This window comes from Microbispora rosea (genome assembly GCF_044460045.1).
In the GTDB taxonomy this organism is placed as follows: domain Bacteria; phylum Actinomycetota; class Actinomycetes; order Streptosporangiales; family Streptosporangiaceae; genus Microbispora; species Microbispora rosea.
In genome coordinates this window covers 507,241-525,414 of sequence record NZ_JBITJO010000006.1, presented here as the reverse complement: position 1 = coordinate 525,414, position 18,174 = coordinate 507,241, and the positions used below count along the sequence as shown (strand labels likewise).

Annotated in this window: 17 protein-coding genes and 1 pseudogene; 11 read left to right on the top strand and 7 right to left on the bottom strand. The window is 73.8% G+C overall.

The features are described from left to right. Positions 1-60 precede the first annotated feature (60 nt). On the top strand, positions 61-609 hold the full coding sequence (locus tag ACIBK1_RS27245; RefSeq protein ID WP_030508270.1) for a DUF1349 domain-containing protein: 549 nt from the start codon (positions 61-63) through the stop codon (positions 607-609). 3 nt (positions 610-612) lie between these two features. Here ACIBK1_RS27245 and ACIBK1_RS27240 read toward each other — a convergent pair whose 3' ends face one another. Next, positions 613-1,008, bottom strand: a complete 396-nt coding sequence (locus ACIBK1_RS27240; protein WP_396738543.1) for a winged helix-turn-helix transcriptional regulator — start codon at positions 1,006-1,008, stop codon at positions 613-615. A gap of 88 nt (positions 1,009-1,096) precedes the next feature. Here ACIBK1_RS27240 and ACIBK1_RS27235 point away from each other — a divergent pair. Beyond that, a pseudogene (locus ACIBK1_RS27235) lies at positions 1,097-1,753 on the top strand (NADPH-dependent F420 reductase); the annotation flags it as partial. Positions 1,754-1,756: 3 nt separating this feature from the next. On the opposite strand, the gene ACIBK1_RS27230 reads toward ACIBK1_RS27235, so the two are convergent. Further along, positions 1,757-2,788, bottom strand: a complete 1,032-nt coding sequence (locus tag ACIBK1_RS27230; RefSeq protein WP_030508267.1) for an endonuclease/exonuclease/phosphatase family protein — start codon at positions 2,786-2,788, stop codon at positions 1,757-1,759. Between the two features lie 93 nt (positions 2,789-2,881). Here ACIBK1_RS27230 and ACIBK1_RS27225 point away from each other — a divergent pair, with 93 nt between their 5' ends. Next, entirely contained in the window at positions 2,882-4,132 is a 1,251-nt protein-coding gene (locus ACIBK1_RS27225; RefSeq protein WP_396738541.1) for an ArgE/DapE family deacylase, read from the top strand. A 19-nt stretch (positions 4,133-4,151) separates the two neighbouring features. Here the strand turns inward: ACIBK1_RS27225 and ACIBK1_RS27220 are convergent, their stop codons facing one another. Both ACIBK1_RS27220 and ACIBK1_RS27215 read right to left on the bottom strand, forming a co-directional pair. Further along, a complete protein-coding gene (locus tag ACIBK1_RS27220) occupies positions 4,152-6,539 on the bottom strand; it encodes a helicase-associated domain-containing protein (protein ID WP_396738539.1) in 2,388 nt (795 codons plus the stop codon). 421 nt (positions 6,540-6,960) lie between these two features. Then, positions 6,961-7,470 carry an ATP-binding protein gene (locus tag ACIBK1_RS27215; protein ID WP_030508264.1) on the bottom strand — a complete coding sequence of 170 codons (510 nt, stop codon included), beginning with the start codon at positions 7,468-7,470 and terminating at the stop codon, positions 6,961-6,963. A gap of 200 nt (positions 7,471-7,670) precedes the next feature. Here ACIBK1_RS27215 and ACIBK1_RS27210 point away from each other — a divergent pair, with 200 nt between their 5' ends. The 3 genes from ACIBK1_RS27210 (at position 7,671) to ACIBK1_RS27200 (ending at position 9,118) form a co-directional block, all read left to right on the top strand. Next, positions 7,671-8,492: a helix-turn-helix domain-containing protein gene (locus tag ACIBK1_RS27210; protein WP_197042637.1), complete on the top strand. Its 822-nt coding sequence runs from the start codon at positions 7,671-7,673 to the stop codon at positions 8,490-8,492. Continuing rightward, positions 8,493-8,726: a DUF397 domain-containing protein gene (locus tag ACIBK1_RS27205; RefSeq protein WP_030508262.1), complete on the top strand. Its 234-nt coding sequence runs from the start codon at positions 8,493-8,495 to the stop codon at positions 8,724-8,726. Positions 8,727-8,842: 116 nt separating this feature from the next. Next, a complete protein-coding gene (locus ACIBK1_RS27200; protein ID WP_030508261.1) occupies positions 8,843-9,118 on the top strand; it encodes a hypothetical protein in 276 nt (91 codons plus the stop codon). A 67-nt stretch (positions 9,119-9,185) separates the two neighbouring features. On the opposite strand, the gene ACIBK1_RS27195 is transcribed toward ACIBK1_RS27200, so the two are convergent. After that, a complete protein-coding gene (locus ACIBK1_RS27195; RefSeq protein WP_396738537.1) occupies positions 9,186-9,764 on the bottom strand; it encodes a histidine phosphatase family protein in 579 nt (192 codons plus the stop codon). A gap of 102 nt (positions 9,765-9,866) precedes the next feature. On the opposite strand from ACIBK1_RS27195, the gene ACIBK1_RS27190 reads away from it, so the two are divergent. Further along, positions 9,867-10,739, top strand: a complete 873-nt coding sequence (locus ACIBK1_RS27190) for a Gfo/Idh/MocA family protein (RefSeq protein ID WP_396738535.1) — start codon at positions 9,867-9,869, stop codon at positions 10,737-10,739. Here the strand turns inward: ACIBK1_RS27190 and ACIBK1_RS27185 are convergent. Continuing rightward, entirely contained in the window at positions 10,702-11,997 is a 1,296-nt protein-coding gene (locus ACIBK1_RS27185) for an acyltransferase (RefSeq protein ID WP_231513900.1), read from the bottom strand. The genes ACIBK1_RS27190 and ACIBK1_RS27185 overlap by 38 nt on opposite strands. Before the next feature lie 573 nt (positions 11,998-12,570). Between ACIBK1_RS27185 and ACIBK1_RS27180 the strand changes: the two genes are divergently transcribed. From ACIBK1_RS27180 to ACIBK1_RS27165, 4 genes are all read left to right on the top strand, one after another. After that, a complete protein-coding gene (locus ACIBK1_RS27180) occupies positions 12,571-13,521 on the top strand; it encodes an ABC transporter substrate-binding protein (protein ID WP_396738533.1) in 951 nt (316 codons plus the stop codon). Positions 13,522-13,626: 105 nt separating this feature from the next. Beyond that, on the top strand, positions 13,627-14,655 hold the full coding sequence (locus ACIBK1_RS27175; protein ID WP_357320375.1) for a FecCD family ABC transporter permease: 1,029 nt from the start codon (positions 13,627-13,629) through the stop codon (positions 14,653-14,655). Further along, entirely contained in the window at positions 14,652-15,467 is an 816-nt protein-coding gene (locus ACIBK1_RS27170; RefSeq protein ID WP_030508255.1) for an ABC transporter ATP-binding protein, read from the top strand. The genes ACIBK1_RS27175 and ACIBK1_RS27170 overlap by 4 nt, the downstream gene beginning before the upstream one ends. After that, positions 15,464-16,237 carry an adenosylcobinamide amidohydrolase gene (locus tag ACIBK1_RS27165; protein ID WP_396738530.1) on the top strand — a complete coding sequence of 258 codons (774 nt, stop codon included), beginning with the start codon at positions 15,464-15,466 and terminating at the stop codon, positions 16,235-16,237. Before ACIBK1_RS27170 ends, ACIBK1_RS27165 begins: the two co-directional genes overlap by 4 nt. A 106-nt stretch (positions 16,238-16,343) precedes the next feature. On the opposite strand, the gene ACIBK1_RS27160 is transcribed toward ACIBK1_RS27165, so the two are convergent. Next, a complete protein-coding gene (locus ACIBK1_RS27160) occupies positions 16,344-18,155 on the bottom strand; it encodes a serine/threonine-protein kinase (protein WP_396738528.1) in 1,812 nt (603 codons plus the stop codon). Positions 18,156-18,174 lie beyond the last annotated feature (19 nt).

Here is an 18,174-nt window from a genome sequence, read left to right as displayed (position 1 = left end):
GCAGGCGCCCGGAAAGCGCTCTGATTGCACGATCAGGCAAAGCGACGGCAGGGGGCCGGCATGGCGTTGGACGACTTCGTGTGGATCAACGAGCCCGCCGAGTGGTCGCAGACGGGGGAGGGCCTGCGGGCCGTCGCCGGCGCCCAGACCGACCTGTGGCAGACCACGCACTACGGCTACTCGTACGACACCGCCCACATGTTCGGCCGCCAGGTCGCCGGGGACGCGCGGCTGACCGTGACGTTCGAGGCCGACTACGCCGAGCAGTACGACCAGGCCGGGGCCGTGCTGCGGATCGACGAGGAGAACTGGATCAAGGCGGGGGTCGAGTTCGTCGACGGCGGCCACCAGCTCAGCGTCGTCGTCACCCGCGGCTTCTCCGACTGGTCCGTCACGCCCGCGCCCGGCGGACTCGTCTCCGCGACGTTCGACCTCGAACGAGCCGGCGACGCCGTGACCGTCCGATACGGCGTGAACGGCGCGGAGCCGGAGCACTTGCTGCGCCTGGCCTACTTCCCGCCGCAGGCCCCGGCCCTCGCCGGGGTGATGTGCGCAGCCCCGGTGGGCAAGGGCTTCGAGACCCGCTTCGGCCGCGTGTCGCTCAGGTAGCCCTCACGCGCCTGTGAGGCGCCGCTCCCGTCCCCGTGCCGTGTGGCGGTCCTGGGCGTCCAGCACGGCGTCTCCGTGGCGCACGGCCCACATGCCCATCGCGCGCATGGGTGCGAGCAGAGCCGTGCCCGCCTCCGTCAGCGCGTAGTCGACACGGGGCGGCGCCTCGGCGTACGCCCGGCGTTCGACCAGGCCGTTGTGCTCCAGGCGGCGCAGTGCCTCGTTGAGGACCTTGGGAGAGATCCCGCCGATATGGGCGCGCAGCCGCCGTGGCCGCATCGGGCCGGTCTCGCCGAGCGTGTAGACCACGACGCTATCCCAGCGGTTCGCGAGCACCTCGAACGCGAGGCGCGCCCGGCAGTCGGAGGTGTACGCCGGCCGGTCGGGGAACTCGTCCATGGCCTCATCCTGCCCGCCGCGAAGGACACCGTGTGGTGTGCGTCGGTTCGCCTAGCGTCGCGGACCGTCACCTGATTCCCCGGAAACGGAGCCCCTCATGCGTATCGGCATCCTCGGCACGGGCGCGATGGCCACGGCACTGGGCGGCGCCTGGGCCCGCGCCGGGCACGACGTGCTCGTCGGCGGACGCGACCGGTCCGCGGCCGCCGCGACGGCGGCTCGCATCGGCGCCGCGAAGGACGGGACGCTCGCGGACGCGGCGGCCCACGGCGACGTCGTCCTCGCGGCGGTTCCCGCCGGCGCGGCGCCGCGGCTGGTGAACGGGCTCGCGGCCGACCTCGCCGGGCGGACCGTCGTCGACTGCTCGAATCCCCTCCGGCCAGGAGACGACGGGCCTGTGCTGACGACGGGCGGCACGACCTCGGTCGCCCGGCTGATGGCGGACGCCGCGCCGGGCGCCCACGTGGTCAAGGCGTTCAACCTGTGCCACGACAGCATCTGGACGCTGCCCCGGCCGGCGTTCGAAGGGGTCGCGCTGGCCGTGCCGTTCTGTGGCGACGACCCGCTGAGCCTCGACAGGACCGCCGCGCTGATCACGTCGATGGGATGCACGCCGATGCCCTGCGGAGGGCTGTCCCGTGCGGTCTACGTCGAGGCGGCGGCGGCGTTCGCGATCGGGGCGTGGTGGTCCGGGGCGGAGCCGCGGTTCGCCTTCCCCGCGTCGGAACGGGCCCCGCGGCGCTAAGCGCTAGGTGCCGGTCGTGGGCAGGACCAGCTCGGCGAAGATCGCCCGATGGTCGGTCTCCGGCAGCCGATGGACGCCGAACGCCCGGACCGCGACGCGCGGGTCCACCAGGATGTGGTCGATCGTGACGGGCGGCACCGGCAGGCCACCGAAGTCCGACGACTTCCGGTAAGGCCAGGTGCCGGCCAGGCCGTTGCCGGTCGCGTCGGCCGCGTCCCGGTAGCCCGCGTCGAGCAGGCTCCGCACCGGGGCGTGGTCGAGCGTCGCGTTGAAGTCGCCGGACAGGATCCGTACGAGCTCGCCCGGGCCGGGCAGCGAGGCGAGCGACCTCGACCAGCACCTGAACCGGAACGCGTAGCGCGGCGCGCACGGGTGCACGGACACGACGGCGACGGGTCCGGCGCCGGGAACCTCGATGACGCCCGCCGCCTGCCTGCGGCCGTTCACCGCCGTGAGATCCGCCGGCCGCAGCGGGAACCGCGTGAAGATCCCGGAGCCGCTGGAGTCCTCCTGGGCCCGGTCGTCCGCGTACGGCAGGAGCGTGGTCAGGCCCGCCGCGCGCAGGCCCGCCGAGGCCTGCGGGGTCAGTTCCTGCAGCGTAAGGACGTCGGGGCGCAGCCGCCGCACGAGGTCCACCAGCGCGGCGGGCGGCACCGAGCCGTAGAGCAGGTTGGCCGACAGGATCCGCAGGGCCGGGCCGGCATCGCCGGCCGCCCGCACGCCGGGACCGGCCGAGCCGAGAGGGGACGCGTCCGACAGCGCGCGGGGCAGCACGCAGGCCGCCAGCGTCACGGTGACCGCGAGGCCCGCGACCAGCGCGACGGGACGCCGCACGAGCAGCGCGACCAGCGGCGCGACGACCGAGGCGAGGGCGACGTACGGCGTGAACGCCACCAGCTGCACCCAGCGGAAATGGACGTCGCCGGGCACCAGCCGCAGCAGGGCCCACAGCGCGAACGGAGCGACCGCCGGCCACGCGATCAGGCTGCGCCAGACCCCCGGGCGGCCCACCCAGCCGGCTGTCAGTCTCGCCATCCCGGACTCCTTCCTGAAAGATCCACCGTACGACGGAATGCACGTGCATTCCGGGGCTCCACGCCGGTCGTGGCAGGCCGTACAGTCTCCGGCATGGATGTCGAAGCGAGAGTTCTGGACGCCCTCGACGAGGCGGAGACGGTGCGCCTGCTGGCCGACCTGGTCAGGGTGCCGAGCATCACCGGCACCGACGCCGAGTCGGACCTGCAGGACAGGTGCGCCCGCATGCTCACCGAATGGGGCCTCGACGTCGACATGTGGAAGCTCGACCTCGACGATCTCCGCTCCCGTGAGGGGTTCCCCGGCATGGAGGCGGAGCGCGCCGAGGGATACGGCGTGGTCGGCGTCACCGAGGGTGAGGGCGCGCCCGCGCTGATCCTGCAGGGGCACGCCGACGTGGTGCCGATCGGCGACCCGGGCAAGTGGGAGGGGCAGGACCCCTTCGGCGCGCGCCTGACCGCGACCGCCCTGCACGGCCGGGGCGCCTGCGACATGAAGGCCGGTCTCGCCGCCAATCTCGCCGTGGTGCGCGCGCTGCGCGCGACCGGCGTGCGGCTCGCGCGGCCCCTGGCCGTCCACTGCGTGATCAGCGAGGAGGACGGCGGGCTCGGCGCGTTCGCCACCCTGGCCAGGGGCCACAGCGGGGAGGCGGCCGTGATCACCGAGCCGACGAGCGGGAAGCTGATCACCGCCAACGCCGGCGCGCTGACCTTCCGCCTGGAGGTCGCCGGCCGGGCCGCGCACGGCGCCACCCGCTACGAGGGGGTCAACGCCGTCGAGGCGTTCGTGCCGGTGCTGCAGGCCGTCCGGCGGCTCGAACGCGAGCGCAACGCCGATCCCGGCTCCCTGTTCGCGGGCAACCCGCTGCCGTACCCGATCGAGATCGGCACCGTGCGCGCGGGCGACTGGGCGAGCACGGTGCCCGACCTGCTCGTGGCCGAGGGACGGCTGGGCGTCCGGCTCGACGAGGACCCGGCCGACGCCCGCGCCGCCTTGGAGAGCGTCCTCGCCGATCTGGACGACCCCTGGTTGCGGGACAACCCCGTACGCGTCACCTGGCCGGGCGGGCAGTTCGCCAGTGGCCGGCTGCCCGAGGGGCACCCGCTGGCGGAGGAGGCGGCCCGGGCCGTGGCCGACGTGACCGGGGGACGGCCGGGCCGCACCGCCGCGCCGTACGGGAGCGACCTGCGCCTGTACGCGGGGGCGGGCGTGCCGACCCTGCACTACGGGCCGGGCGACGTCCGGTTCGCGCACGCCCCGCGTGAGCAGGTCGACCTGCGGGAGGTCCGCGACGTCACCCGCGCCCTGGCCCTGCTCGTGCTGCGCCGCTGCGGCGTCCGCTGAGGCGTCCCCGTGAGGCGCGTCAGCAGTCGGCGGTGACCGCGGCGATCTCGTTGAGCGGGAACTCCAGGTAGTCGCCGGCCTCCTCGCACCACGCGTCGAGCACGCCGCTGCGCAGTTCACCGTGGCTGACCGTGGCGGTGACCCCGTCGGCCAGCGTGATCATCGCGCGGACGTCGCGGTCCACGACGAAGCCGAGCAGCGACTGCTGCGCCGCCGGGAGCCGGGTCGCCATGCGCCCGATGACGGCCCACGTCTGGCGGGGCTGCGCCGTGGCCGCCACCGGGCCGCCGCTGACCAGCAGCCGCCTGGCGTGCTCGCGGGGGTCGGGCGGGGGCTCCAGCAGGGGGCCGGGAGGTTCGAGCTCGGCGACCCGGCCGCCGGGCAGGAGGATCAGCCGCCCGCCCTGCGGCTCGCGCCGGATGGTGATCTCTCCGGTGTCGTCCACCGGCACCGGGGCGTAGCCCGCATCCCTGAGGGCGGCCAGTGTGGCCGCGGCGGGCGCCGCGCCGGCGAGCACGGTCGGCGCCAGCAGCCGCAGGCCCAGCTTGGCCAGTTTGCGGTGGGCGGCGATCTCGGCGAGCAGCGCGGGGTCGGAGCCCTGGACGATGCAGCCGACCGACGACACCGTGACCTCGCCGTGCCGCCGCGCCACGTCCCTGATCAGGTAGGTCAGCGGCTGGGGGAGCGTCCCGGCCTCCGACAGGTCGGCGACGAGCGTGTCGGCCGTGTCCCCGCCGTCCAGGGCCCGCCGTACGCTCGCGGGGCTGAACCGCCAGACCGACGCCGTGCCCTGCGACTCGCGGTCGGCGGCGCGGTCGAGCAGCGCGGCGAGCTCGACCGACGGCGGGCCGGTCACCACGGCGGTGAGGTCGGCGCCGAACAGGGCCGTGCGCTGGGCGCTGGCCATGGCGTGCGTGGCTGCCTTCGCCAGCGCGGGGTCGTGCTCGACCTCGGGCGCGCATTCGCGCGTCTCGTCCCCGGCGACGGCCGCGAGCGGGGCCAGGGCCCGGCCGAGAGCGGTGAGCGCGTCGCAGGCCACGAGCCCCAGCAGGCGGGCCTCCGCGAGCACGGCCTCCGCGCAGCCGTCCAGCAGTTCCCGGTCGAGCAGCGGGGCGCGCCAGTGCACCCGCTGCACGAGCTCCGGCAGCGTCGCGAAGGCCCTGCCCTCCGTGATCTCGGCGAGCGCCGCGAACAGGGCCCACCGGATCCTGGCGATCGTCTCGCCGGCCGGGTCGTCGCCGAGCGCGGCGGGGTGGCGGCCGTCCACCCGGCGCAACGACGACCGCTCCATCCGCCACCAGGCGGCCAGCAGGACGCGCAGCCGCATGGGCGCCTCCTCCAGCCGCCACGCGTCGTACCGGCCGGCCGGCGTCAGCCCGCCCGCCTCCTCGTCGATCGCGATCAGCCGGGCGACCGCGCAGACCTCCAGCAGCAGCCGGGTCTCGTCCTCGGCGCAGCCGGTCTCCCTGGCCAGGCGCTTGATCTCCCGCACGCCGACCCCGCCGTTCTTGAGCAGTGGCAGCGGCGTCTTGTCGACGTTCTCCAGCAGCGCCGTGGCCCGGTCGAGCACGTGCGGCGCGGCAAGGCACATCGCGTGCTCGACGCCGTCGGCGTCCGCCTCGGCCGTGGCCAGATCGGGCGGGTACGGCGTGAACGGCCCGCGGTAGTCGGGCCCGCGCAGCGCCAGCGCGACCTCGCGGGGCATCTCCGCCAGGTCCCACTGGGTCCGGAAGAGCAGGCCGCGGTCGAGGGCCCACTTCTCCGGCGTGCCCGGGGTGATGAACCGGTTGCCGTTCACGCTGCGGACCGGGCCGTCCCACGCGAAGTCGTCGAGCATGCCGAGCGTGCCGTCGGGGGCGTCGTCGAGAAGCGCCCCCAGGCGCTCGCAGTCGCCGAGCAGCGCGGTGATCCGGGCGACCACCTGGCGCCTGCCGCCCTGCGCGGACAGGTCGAGCACGCGGCACATGCGGCGCAGCGCGTCGGTGCTGAGCTTCCAGGAGTCGAGGTACGCGCCGAGCGGCTCGCCCAGGCCGCAGGGCGCGGTCCACCAGCGGGCGACGGCCTCGGCCACGGTGATCCTGCCGTCGCGGCCGGGCCAGGCGACGGCGTGGTCGTAGAGATGGTCGAGCCAGGGGATCACCGCGGAGGTGCTCACCCCGAGGAAACGGGCCAGTTCGTCCTCCGTCGGACGGCCGCCGATGACCAGGCACGCCTGCAGGAGTTCGAGCGGGGGAAGGGGGAGGCCGCGCATGACCTCCATGACGGCGAAGGTGTCGGTCAGACGTTGCGCGAGGGCGTCCAGTCGCCGGGGCCACGGCGCGGCGATCGCGTCCGGCCGGTTCGCCAGCACGCGGGCGAGCCTGTCTTCGTCAAGACTGGTCAGCCAGCCGATTAGGTGATCGTCCATCGTAGATCTCTCGGGAGTCCCAGGAAGCCACCGTAGTGCAGATCACCGTCTCGCCGGGGTCCGTGAGCGAACAAAGAGCGCAAAGTCACGAATCCGGAGATCACGATATTTCTCCGCCGATCGCTGGGGAACGAGCACGCCGCCGGGCCGTCGCGGCCCGCTCTCCGCCCATCATCGCGTGCCGCGCCCGGCCTCAGGGGCGGTTCCGGGGAATCCGGGCCGCCGGCCGGAGGGCGCTCCCATGCATTCCGGGCTGCACGGGAGCGCTCTTCGGCCGGCGGACCATGACCGGCGATAGGTAAATCTGGCGATCCGGTTAGGTTTTCCGGCACCCCCGGCAGGAGAGCCGGCACTCCCCGTCCGGGACGGCCGAAGCCTACGGCGAAGCGCGTGGCCCCGCCGTCCGGCCGCAGGCCGGTGGTCAGGCCGCCAGTACGGCCCACACCGCCTTGCCCTGTGGGACGAGCGGGCACCATCCCCAGCACACGCTCAGCGATTCCACGATGTGCAGCCCGAGACCGCCCGGCTCGAAGGGCGTGGGGTCCCGCAGCACCGGCGCGGACGACCCCGGATCGGTGATCGCGCAGGTCACGTGTGCTCCCCGCCGGATCAGCGACAGCCGCATGGCCTCCCGCACACGGCCGTCGGCGAGTGTCATGCCGTGCCGCAGGGCGTTGGTGACCAGCTCCGAGACGACAAGTTCCATCCCGTCGATCAGGTCGGCCAGCTGCCAGCCCGCGAGGGTCCCCATGGCGAAGCTGCGCGCCGAGTGGACCGATTCCGCACGGGGTGGCAGGACGAAGGTGGCGCTGGCGGCGGCCGACCCGGGGTCGAGGAGATCGCGGGCGGGCTCCGGCCACCAGCCGATGGGCGGCCACCAGTCGAGCGCCGACCACTGGTTCTGGCCACGAGTCAGGTTCGTGGACTGCACGGGATCATGATGAGGGACACTCCCGTGCATGTGCAAGAGCGAATGCACGTGCAAGCGTGTTGTGCACGCGCTACGGTTACCCCCGAACACCACCGGGACGAAGGGGGCGATCTTTGACAGACTGTGAACCAGTCCACAAAGCGGAGGAATAGCACGTGTCCATAGATCCGCCCGGATCCGGTTCCACCGTTCGACGCATCATGCTCGGCGCGAGCCTGCGCCGGCTGCGTGAGCAGCGGGGGCTGACCCGCGAGGTCGCCGGATTCCACATCCGTGCCTCGGAGTCGAAGATCAGCCGGATGGAGCTCGGCCGGGTCGGGTTCAAGACACGTGACGTCGAAGACCTCCTCACGCTGTACGGCGTCCACGACGACGCCGAGAGGCGTGGCCTGCTGGAGATGGTCCGCGAGGCGAACACGCCCGGGTGGTGGCACAAGTTCGGTGAGGTGCTGCCGAACTGGTTCGTCACCTACGTCGGCCTGGAGGAGGCCGCCAGCGTGATCCGCACCTACGAGGTGCAGTTCGTGCCCGGCCTGCTGCAGACGGCGGCGTACGCCCGCTCGGTCATCCTGCTCGGTTATCCGGACGCCCCGGAGGACGAGCTCGAACAGCGCGTCCATCTGCGGATGCAGCGGCAGGAGAGGCTCACGCGCAAGGACGGCCCCCGGCTGTGGGCCGTCATCGACGAGGCCGCGCTCAAGCGGCCCATCGGAGGGAGTGCGACGATGCGGGAACAGCTCCAGCATTTGCTGGAGGTGTCCACGCTGCCGAACATCACCCTTCAGGTGATGCCCCTTCGCTACGGGATGCACGCGGCCGAGGGAGGCGCGTTCACCATCCTCCGCTTCCCGGAGTCCGACCTTTCGGACGTGGTCTACGTCGAGCAGCTCTGGGGTGCGCTCTACCTGGACAAACGTGAGGACATCGATCCCTACCTCACGGCCATGGAGCAGCTGTGCGTGGAGAGCACCACGCCCGGCGGCACTGCCGAGATCCTCGGCGAACTTCTCAGAGAGACATAAATGCACGCTTATAACGGGATGCCCGCAACCGACATCGCCGGGGTCACCTGGCGGAAAAGCGCCCACAGCAACTCGACCGGCAACTGCGTGGAGCTGGCCGAGCTTCCCGACGGCAGCGTGGCCGTCCGGAACTCCCGCTATCCCGACGGGCCGGCGCTCATCTACACACGTGACGAGATACGGGCTCTGGTGCTCGGGGTCAAGGACGGCGAGTTCGACGGACTGCTGGTCTGACCGGCTCTGGAGCGACCCCGTGTTCACCCGCTTCTCACAGGCGTAACAGCGCGACGCGGGAGGCGTAACACGGATCCGGCAGAGTGGGTCCCAGTAAAGCTCACAAGGGGGACCCCGTGCTGGACCAGATGACTCTTTATCCGGTGGCCGACGACGTGCTGTTCGCACCCGGAGGCCGCGTGGTGATCCGCACCTACGGAGTCGCCACTCCGGCCGACCCGGCGGACGGGCAGCCGAGGTCGGTGGCCTACCGGACATGGGTCACGGGGGTACGGGAGCAGCCCAGGTACTGGCGGTGGGGGCACTTCGAGGACGCCCGGCGCGGCCACCGCAAGGTCCTGGAATGGCTCACCGGCCGAGGCCCGCAGCCCCAGCCGGTCGCCCAGGTGTGACACGCGTCTCGGGCGCGCGTGATCGGACAGGTTCGATCGGACAGACGTGACTCAGGCCGGCACGCCTTCAGGCCGGCGCATTCCAGCGGAGCAGGACCGGCTCGTCGTGCTCGTAGCCGAGGACGGAGTACGTCCCGGTGTCGAGGCGGAAGTTCCTGCCGTGGTCGGCGGGCAGCGCCAGCCAGCGGGCCGCCAGCACACGCAGGATGTGCGCGTGCGCGACGACCAGGACGTCCCCGTCCGCCGACCGGATCCGGGCGAGGACCTTGTCCGCCCGCTCCCCGACGTGCTCGACGGTCTCACCCGGGTGCGCCCCGTCTCCCGGGACGACGCCGTCGCGCCAGACGTACCAGCCGGGGCGTGACTCGCGGATGTCGGGGGTGGAGATTCCCTCGTAACCGCCGTAGTCCCACTCCCACAGATTCGGGTCCACCTCGTACGGCCCGGCGCCGGCCAGCTCGGCCGTACGGCGGGCCCGCTGCGCGGGACTTACGAGGACCAGCGCGAACGACCGGCCCGCCACCAGGCGGGACAGGGCGCGCGCCTCCTCCTCGCCGTGGGGTGTCAGTGGCAGGTCGGTGCGGCCCGTGTGCCGCCCGGCCCTGCTCCACTCGGTCTCGCCGTGCCTCAGCAGGATGACGTTCATAGGGCCTCCATCTTGCCCGTGTGACCGGTTTCACTCGCCACGGCCCCCTTGACCGCCCGGCCGTGGCCTGCAGTAGGGTCCCCCGCGGGAAAGGGGGCCGTCATGGAGCCGGTGCGGGTGGGACTCGTCGGTGCGGGACCGTGGGCGGAGATGGTGCACGCGCCCGCGCTCGCCGCCGGGCCGCACACGACGCTGTCCGGGGTGTGGGCGCGCAGGCCCGAGGCGGCGCGATCGCTGGCCGGCGCCCACGGCGCGCCCTCCTTCGAGCGGCTGGAGGACTTGTTCGCGGCGTCGGAGGCGGTCGCCTTCTGCGTGCCGCCCGCCGTCCAGGCCGAGCTCGGCGTGCGCGCGGCCCGGGCGGGCAGGGCGCTGCTGCTGGAGAAGCCGCTCGCGGCCGACCTCGACGGCGCCCGGCGGCTCGCCGGGGCGATCGAGGAGGCGGGCGTCGCCTCCCAGATGCTCTTCACGTTCCGCTACTCGGCGGCGACGGCCGGCTTCCTGGACCGGGCCCGGCGGATCGAGCCCTTCGGAGGGCACGCCGCGAACATCTCCGGAAGCCTGCGCGGCGGCCCCTTCGCCACCCCCTGGCGGCTGGAGCGCGGCGCGGTGCTCGACGTGGGCCCGCACATGATCGACCTGCTCGACGCCGCGCTGGGCCGGGTGGTCGCGGTCAAGGCGCACGGCGACCCGCTCGGCTGGGTCGGCCTGCTGCTGGAGCACGAGGGCGGCGCGGTCAGCGAGGCGTCGCTGAGCATGGCCGCCGAGGGCGAGACCCCGCCCAGCCGCGTCGAGGTGTACGGACGGCTCGGCAACGCCACACTTCTCGGTTCCGAGCTCGGCGACGTCTTCCCCGAGGTGGTACGGCAGTTCGCGGGCACGGTGCGCGACGGCGGCGGGCATCCGCTCGACGCCCGCCACGGCCTGCGCATGCAGGAGATCATCGACGACGTGGAGCGGCAGCTGCGGGCCGGCTGACCAGGGCGAGGCCCGCGATCAGGGCGACGGACGCGATCAGCGGCGCTGCGCCGGGCGCGAAACCGGTGATCGTGAGGGTGAGCAGCGCGCCGCCCACGAGCGGGACGGCCGCCGGCACATGCCGGTGGGCTGCGGCGCCCGCGGGGTCCTCGAACCGGCCGAGCATCGCGGTGAGCGCGACCAGGACCAGCGCCAGGACGGTCAGCCACAGCGGGACGGCGCTCCACCAGGCCGCCGAGCCGGCCTGCGGGGTCGTCAGCCCGAACCCGACGGTCGCCACACCGCCGACGGCGACGAGCGCGGTCATGTGCCACAGGTAGACCGTCATCATGCGCGGAGCCAGCGCGCTGAGCACCGCCTCGGCCCTCGGGCGGGCGGCCAGCGCGTTCACGGCGGGGCGCAGCAGCATCGCCAGGCCGAGCTGACCGGCGAACAGCGCGAGCAGGCAGGCGCTCGGCGGGGCCATGTTCGAGATCATCCCGGGCATCCCGATCATGCTGGCGGGGTAGGGCCCGGTCGCGACCAGGGCCGCCACCATCGCGAACCCGGCCACCGCGAGCCCGGCCGCCCGGCGGCCCGTCAGCCACTCCAGGCCGCCCTCGGCGTACCGGAACCCGACCTGGTGGACCGCCAGCCAGACGAAGGCGACGTTGAGGTAGCCGGCGGCCTCAAGGCCCGAGAACCGGACCACGTCCATCAGCACCGCGCCGCCCGCAAGCACCGGCAGGACCACCCCGGTCCGCATCCGCAGCAGGCGCGGTGTGGCCACCACGGCCAGCAGGTAGACCGCCAGGAACCACAGCAGCTGGCCGACCGTCCGCGCGGCCACCTCCACCGGCTGCGCGGGAACGCCGAGGGCCACCAGGAGGTGGGGGAGCGGCAGCCACACGACCGCCAGCGGCACCACCGGCCAGGCCAGGCGGCGTACCCGGCGCGCGGTCCACTCCCGCGCCGCGCCGGACCGCGCTTGCGGGCCCCCCGCCCGTCGCACCGCCGACCGGAAGCTGATCGCGTTGGCCGCGCCCCCGGCGAAGAAGACCAGCGGCATGACCTGCGAGATCCAGGTGACGTACGGGATCGCCGCCAGGGCGTTGCCCGTGGTGAGCCGTCCCTGGGCGTATGACAGGACCGGCATCGTCCAGTGCTGGACGACCACCAGGACCATCCCGAAGACGCGCAGGACGTCGATGAAGCGATCCCGCGGCGCGGGCGCGGCTGGGGCCCTCTCGGCCGCGGGGGGAAGCATGGTCAGGGACACGGGGGCCGCCTTCGCTGTGTCGGGCCGCCGCGGAGGGCGATCCACGGGCGGCGGGGCCGGGGAATTCGGGTCCTCCGGCTCTCGGGGTCTTCTGGCAGGGGGTCTTCTGGCGCAGGGTCTTCTGGCGCAGGGTCTTCTGGCGCGGGGTCTTCTGGCAGGGGGTCTTGGGGCTGCGCGTCAAGCGTCCCGCCGCGGCCCCGCCCGGCGCAGCGACGCGGTCCCTACTTCAGCTCATGGGCGCCCCCCTACCGCCGGGGTAGGGCCTGCCCTACCACCCCGGCGTACGCCCAGGCAGACGGCCCGTCCGAGTGGAGCGCCGTCCGCCCCCGGGCGGCGGGTTCCGGGGCGGGGGTGGACGCCGCGTGAGGGATTGGTACCGTTGCGTCCGACGCGCGCCGCGCAGCGAAGTCCGGTGAGAACCCGGCGCTGTCCCGCAACTGTGGTTCCCCGCCCCCGGGGACGAGCCAGGTCGCCTGCGCTGCGCGCCGACGCCATCGACCCTCGTGGAAAAGGGTGATCCGTCGCTTCCAGCGGGTCCCTCGATTCCCGGCATTCCCCCTTATGGAGGACCTCGTGAGGCCCGTACGCACGGCCGTCGCGGGTGTGGTGCTGGGCGTGCTCGCTCTGGCCGGCTGCGGCCAGAGCGACGGCGCCGCCACGTCCGCGACCCCCACCCCCGCCGCCTCGGACGGCACCGGACAGGGCGCCTTCCCCGTCACGGTCCAGGCGGGCAACGGCGCGGTGACCATCGCCAAGAGGCCCGAGCACATCGTGTCGCTGTCCCCGACGGCCACCGAGATCCTGTTCGCGATCGGCGCGGGCGCGCAGGTGACGGCCGCGGACGACCAGTCGAACTACCCGCCCGAGGCGCCCAAGACCTCGCTGTCGGGGTTCAAGCCCAACGTCGAGGCGATCGTCGCCGCCAAGCCCGACCTCGTGGTGCTCGCCAACGACCTGGAGGGCGTGGTCTCCGGGCTCGGCAAGGTCGGCGTGCCGGTGCTGCTCGAACCCGCCGCGGCCAAGCTGGACGACACCTACGACCAGATCAGGGACCTCGGCGCGGCCACCGGCAACGCGGCCAAGGCCGACGAGGTGGCGAGCGGCGTCAAGCAGAAGATCGACGCCCTCGCGGCGGCGGCGCCGAAGGACAAGGAACTGACCTACTACCACGAGCTGGACACCACGCCCTACGCGGCGACATCGGGCACGTTCCTCGGGCAGGTCTACGGCCTCTTCGGGCTGAAGAACATCGCCGACGAGGCGCCGGACGCGGCGGGCGGCTATCCCAAGCTGTCGGCGGAGTTCATCGCCAAGGCCGACCCCGACCTGATCTTCCTCGGCGACACCAAGTGCTGCGGGCAGGACGCCGCCGCGCTGGCCAAGCGGCCGGGCTGGTCCGGTCTGTCCGCGGTGAAGAAGGGCCGCGTGGTGGGTCTGGACGACGACGTCGCCTCCCGCTGGGGGCCTCGGGTCGTGGACCTCGCCCAGGCCGTCAGCGACGCCGTGCAGAAGGCGGCGAGCTGAGCCGGTGACGACGCGGACGCCCCTGGTGGCGCGGTGCGCGATGACGACGCGGACGGCCCTGGTGGCGGGGTGCGCGGTGACGCCGGTGAGGCCGGCGGTGGCGTCATGACTCCGGCCCGGCCGCGCGGCCGGGCGCTGCTCGTCGCGTCCGTCGTGCTGGCGGCCAGTCTCGCCCTCGGCCTGATGGCGGGCGCGGCGGGCATCTCGCCCCGCGCCATCGCGCTCGCGCTGCTCGACCGGCTGCCGCTGGTGTCCGTGCACTCGGGCCTTGCGCCGGTCGAGGAGGGCCTGCTGTTCCAGCTCCGGGTGCCGCGGGTGCTGCTCGCCGCCGTCGTGGGCGGGCTGCTCGCCACTGCGGGGGCCGGCTACCAGGGCGTGTTCCGCAACCCGCTGGCCGATCCCTATCTGCTCGGGGCGGCGGCCGGAGCCGGCCTCACGGTGACGCTCGTCGTGGTCTTCCTGGGCGGCGATACCGGGGTGAGCGCGGTGCCGATCGCCGCCTTCGCCGGGGCCGTCGGCGGGGTGTTCCTCGCGTACGCGCTGGGCCATACGGCGGGCCGGGGCGGCGGCACCGCGACGCTCGTGCTCGCCGGGGTCGCGGTCACCTCGTTCCTCACCGCCATCCAGACCTTCGTGCAGCAGCTCAAGGTGGAGGAACTGCAGCGGATCTACTCCTGGATCCTCGGCGACGTCGGCGGCGGCTGGGACCAGCTCCGCATGATCGCGCCGTACGCCGCGGTGTCCACCGTCGTCATGCTGCTGCACGGGCGGCTGCTCGACGTGCTGTCGGTCGGCGACGAGGAGGCGGTCAGCCTCGGCCTGCGCGCGGCGCGCGTGCGCTTCGTCGTGCTGCTGGCCGCCTCGCTCGCCACCGCGTCGGCGGTGGCGGTCAGCGGGCTGATCGCCTTCGTCGGCATCGTGGTGCCGCACGTGGTCCGCCGGCTCGCCGGCTGGTCCTACCGGATCGTGCTGCCGCTGTCGTTCCTCGGCGGCGCGGCGTTCCTCGTGCTGGCCGACACGATCGCGCGTACGGTGCTCGCACCGGCCGAACTGCCGATCGGGGTCGTCACGGCGTTCGTCGGGGCGCCGTTCTTCGTCACCGTCCTGCGCGTGACCCGGCGGGTGGAGACGTGAGCGGGCGGGCCGTACCGGCCGTCGAGGCGCGCGGCGTGGGCGTCACGCTGGGCGGGCGGCGGGTGCTCGCGGACGTCACGCTGTCGGCCGCGCCCGGCCAGTGGCTGGCGATCATCGGCCCGAACGGCGCGGGCAAGTCCACGCTCCTGCGGGCCGTCGCCGGGCTGGTGCCGAGGGAGGGCGAGGTGCTCGTCGAGGGGACGGCCGTGGACGACCTGCGCCCGCGCCGGCGGGCCCGGCTGATCGCCTACGCCCCGCAGAGCCCGGCGCTGCCGCCCGACATGACGGTCTACGACTACGCGCTGCTCGGCCGCACGCCGTACATCGCCTATCTCGGCAGCGAGAGCGCGCGGGATCGTGAGGTGACGCGGTCGGTGCTGGAACGGCTCGACCTGGGCGGCTTCGCGTCCCGGCCGCTCGGGCACCTGTCCGGCGGCGAGCGCCAGCGCGTCGTGCTCGCGAGGGCGCTGGTGCAGCAGGCGCCGGTGCTGCTGCTCGACGAGCCGACCACGGCGCTCGACCTGGGCCATCAGCAGCAGGTGCTCGAACTCGTCGACCGGCTGCGCCTGGCCGACGACCTCACCGTCGTGACGACGCTGCACGACCTCAGTCTCGCCGCGCAGTACGCCGACGCGCTCGTGCTGCTCGCCGCCGGGCGGGCGGTCGCGGCCGGGCCGCCCGCGCGGGTGCTGGCCGAGCCGCTGCTGACCGAGCACTTCGGCGCCCGCGTGCGGGTGGAGCCCGGCCCCGAGGGGCGGCCGGTCGTCCACCTGGTCCGCCCGTCGGTCGCCTCGATGGCGGAGGAGGCGTGACGGGCCTCCCTCGGCCGTCCCTGACATACCGGACGGAGGACGGCCTCCGGCTGGGCGCGCTGCTGTGGCGGTTCGGGCCCGGCTGGCGGATGATCTCCTCGGCGATGCTGGGCGGCGGCGTCGGCCGCCGTGAGTGGGCGCTGAACGCGCAGGTGGCCGCCGGTTACTCACGCATGGACCCGGTCGAGCACATGGACGCGCTCGGCCCCGGCGGCCCCGGCGTCGGCATGATGACGGCGGCGGTGGTGGAGCGGTACGCCGCGGCAGAAGACGGGGGAGCGGAGGCCGTCGCCACGGTCGGCCTGGGCGTGCCGACCTGGGCGGCCGCGCCCGAGGGCGTGCCCGACCCCGGCCTGCCCGCCGCCCCGGAGTCCGCGCGGGAGACCGCCCCGGAATCCGAAGCGGAGTCCGCGCGGGAGACCGTCGGCGCGGGCGACGCCGGGGTGCTGGAAACCGGCGGGCGCGCGCCGCGCCCAGGGACGATCAACATCCTGGTGGCCGTGCCGGTCGCGTTCTCCGACCCCGCGCTGGTCAACGCCGTCATGACGGTTACCGAGGCGAAGACGCAGGCGCTGCTGGAGGCGGGATTCCCCTGCACCGGAACCGCGTCGGACGCCGTGTGCGTCGCCGTACGGGAGGACGGTCCGGCGGAGGCGTTCGGCGGCCCGCGCTCCGTCTGGGGCGCGCGGATCGCCCGCGCGGTCCACCGGGCCGTCCTCGACGGCGCCCGGGACTGGCGCGCCCGGCGGGAACACAGCCCGCTTCTGTGATCGGTCGTTCCGGGACGGCCATGCGCTCCTCCTGCCGCCGGGTACCGATCACGTGTGCCGGCGGCGGGAGCCCGGCCAAGGCCCGGGGGCGGCCCGGCGGACCCGGCTAGGACGTGAACGTGATGCTGTTCACCATGTGGTCGATGTTCGACTGGTTGAACTTGCCCGCCGGGCAGAAGAACGTGATCAGCACGGTCGTGCCGGTGTCGCCCTGCCGTACGACGTAGGTGATGAATTCCAGCCGCGAGGCCTGCTGGGGGTCGCTGAGCACGCCCTCGATCCGGAACGCCGGCCTGGCCCCGACAGTCGTCGGCACCGGCACGCCGTAGTAAGTGGCCACGCCGGGCAGCGCGGGGCCCAGGCTCTCCTGGAGCTCCATCGGCGAGTCGGAGGTGCTCAGGGTGTTGCTGACCTGGGCGAACACGCCCGCGGCGCGATCAGGCTGGCCCGTGATGATGGGGGTCACCTTCGACCAGTCGGTGTTGCCCGGCACCGCGAACAGCGCGTTGAACTCGTTCACCGCAGGGGAGGCGATCATCCACTGGTCGGCGTTCGTCGTGGCTTCGCCCCAGGCCGAGGGGTACGACATGGTGAACGGCGCCGCGGTGCTGCCCGGGTAGGTGTTCCACGTCGCGGCGGTGTCCCCGCCCCTGGTGAGCAGCAGCGTGGCGGCGACGGCGATGGACACCAGGATCGCCAGGCCGCCGATCAGCGGTCCGAGCGGCAGCCCTCGCCGGTGGCCCTGCGGGGCCGCCGACGCGACCGTCGCGTGTGAGTGCGGTGACCCGGGAGGGAACGACCCCTGTCCCTGCACCCCTCCCTGTACGTGGCCCACGGCGGTCCCGGCGCCGGTCGGATGGCTCACGGGCGGGCGGGACGCCGCGGGCGTCGAGCCGGAGGGATGGGTGACGGGCGGCCTGGTGCCGGGAGGGAACGAGGTGGGCGTGGCCGGCGGGTAGGACCCCTGCGGACGGGTCCCGGCGGGTTCCGGAGAGACCGGCGGATACGAGACCGGGGGATAGGAGGTGGAGACCGGAGGATACGACGGGGAGGCCGGCGCCGGGTCGCCCGCACCGCCGCTGATCGCGTCGCGCAGCGCGGACACGAACGCCTGGCACGTCTCGAACCGCTCGCCCGGCGACTTGGCCAGCGCCCGCGTGAGCACGGCGTTCACCGCGTGCGGCAGGTCCGGCCGGTACGGCGTCAGCGGCGGCGGGTCGTGGGACACGTGGGCGTAGAGCAGCGCGAGTTCGGTGTCCCGCTGGAACGGCGGCTGCCCGGCGAGCGCCTCGTACACCACGCAGGCGAACGCGTACATGTCGCTCCGGCCGTCGACCGGCAGCCCCCGGATCTGCTCGGGGGCGACGTAGCGGGGGGTGCCCATGAAGTGCCCGTGGCTGGTCAGCCCGGCCTCCGCCGAGGAGCTCTTGGTGAGCCCGAAGTCGGTCAGATAGACGTGGTCGGCCCGCGTGACCAGGATGTTGGCCGGTTTCACGTCGCGGTGCACCAGGCCGTGGGCGTGCGCGGCGTCCAGCGCCGAGGCGATCTGCACGAACAGCGGGTTGGCCCGCCCGACCGGCAGCGGCCCCTCCGACTGCACGAGCTTGCGCATGTCGCTGCCCTCGACGTAGCGCATGGCGATGAACAGCAGCTCGTCGCGCTCGCCGGCCTCGTACACCGGGATGATGTTGGGGTGGTCGATGCTCGCCACCATCCGGGACTCGCGCACGAACCGGTCGCGGAAGCGATCGTCGTGCGCGAGCTGCGGCGCGAGCACCTTCAGCGCCACGGCCCGCCCGAGCCGCTGGTCGCGGGCCCGGTAGACCGTCGCCATGCCACCCCGTCCGACGACCGCCTCGACCGTGTAGTCGCCGAGCCGCCGCCCGACGAGCGGCGGCATCACGGGTCCCTCGGTCATACGGTCTCCCCTTGAACGT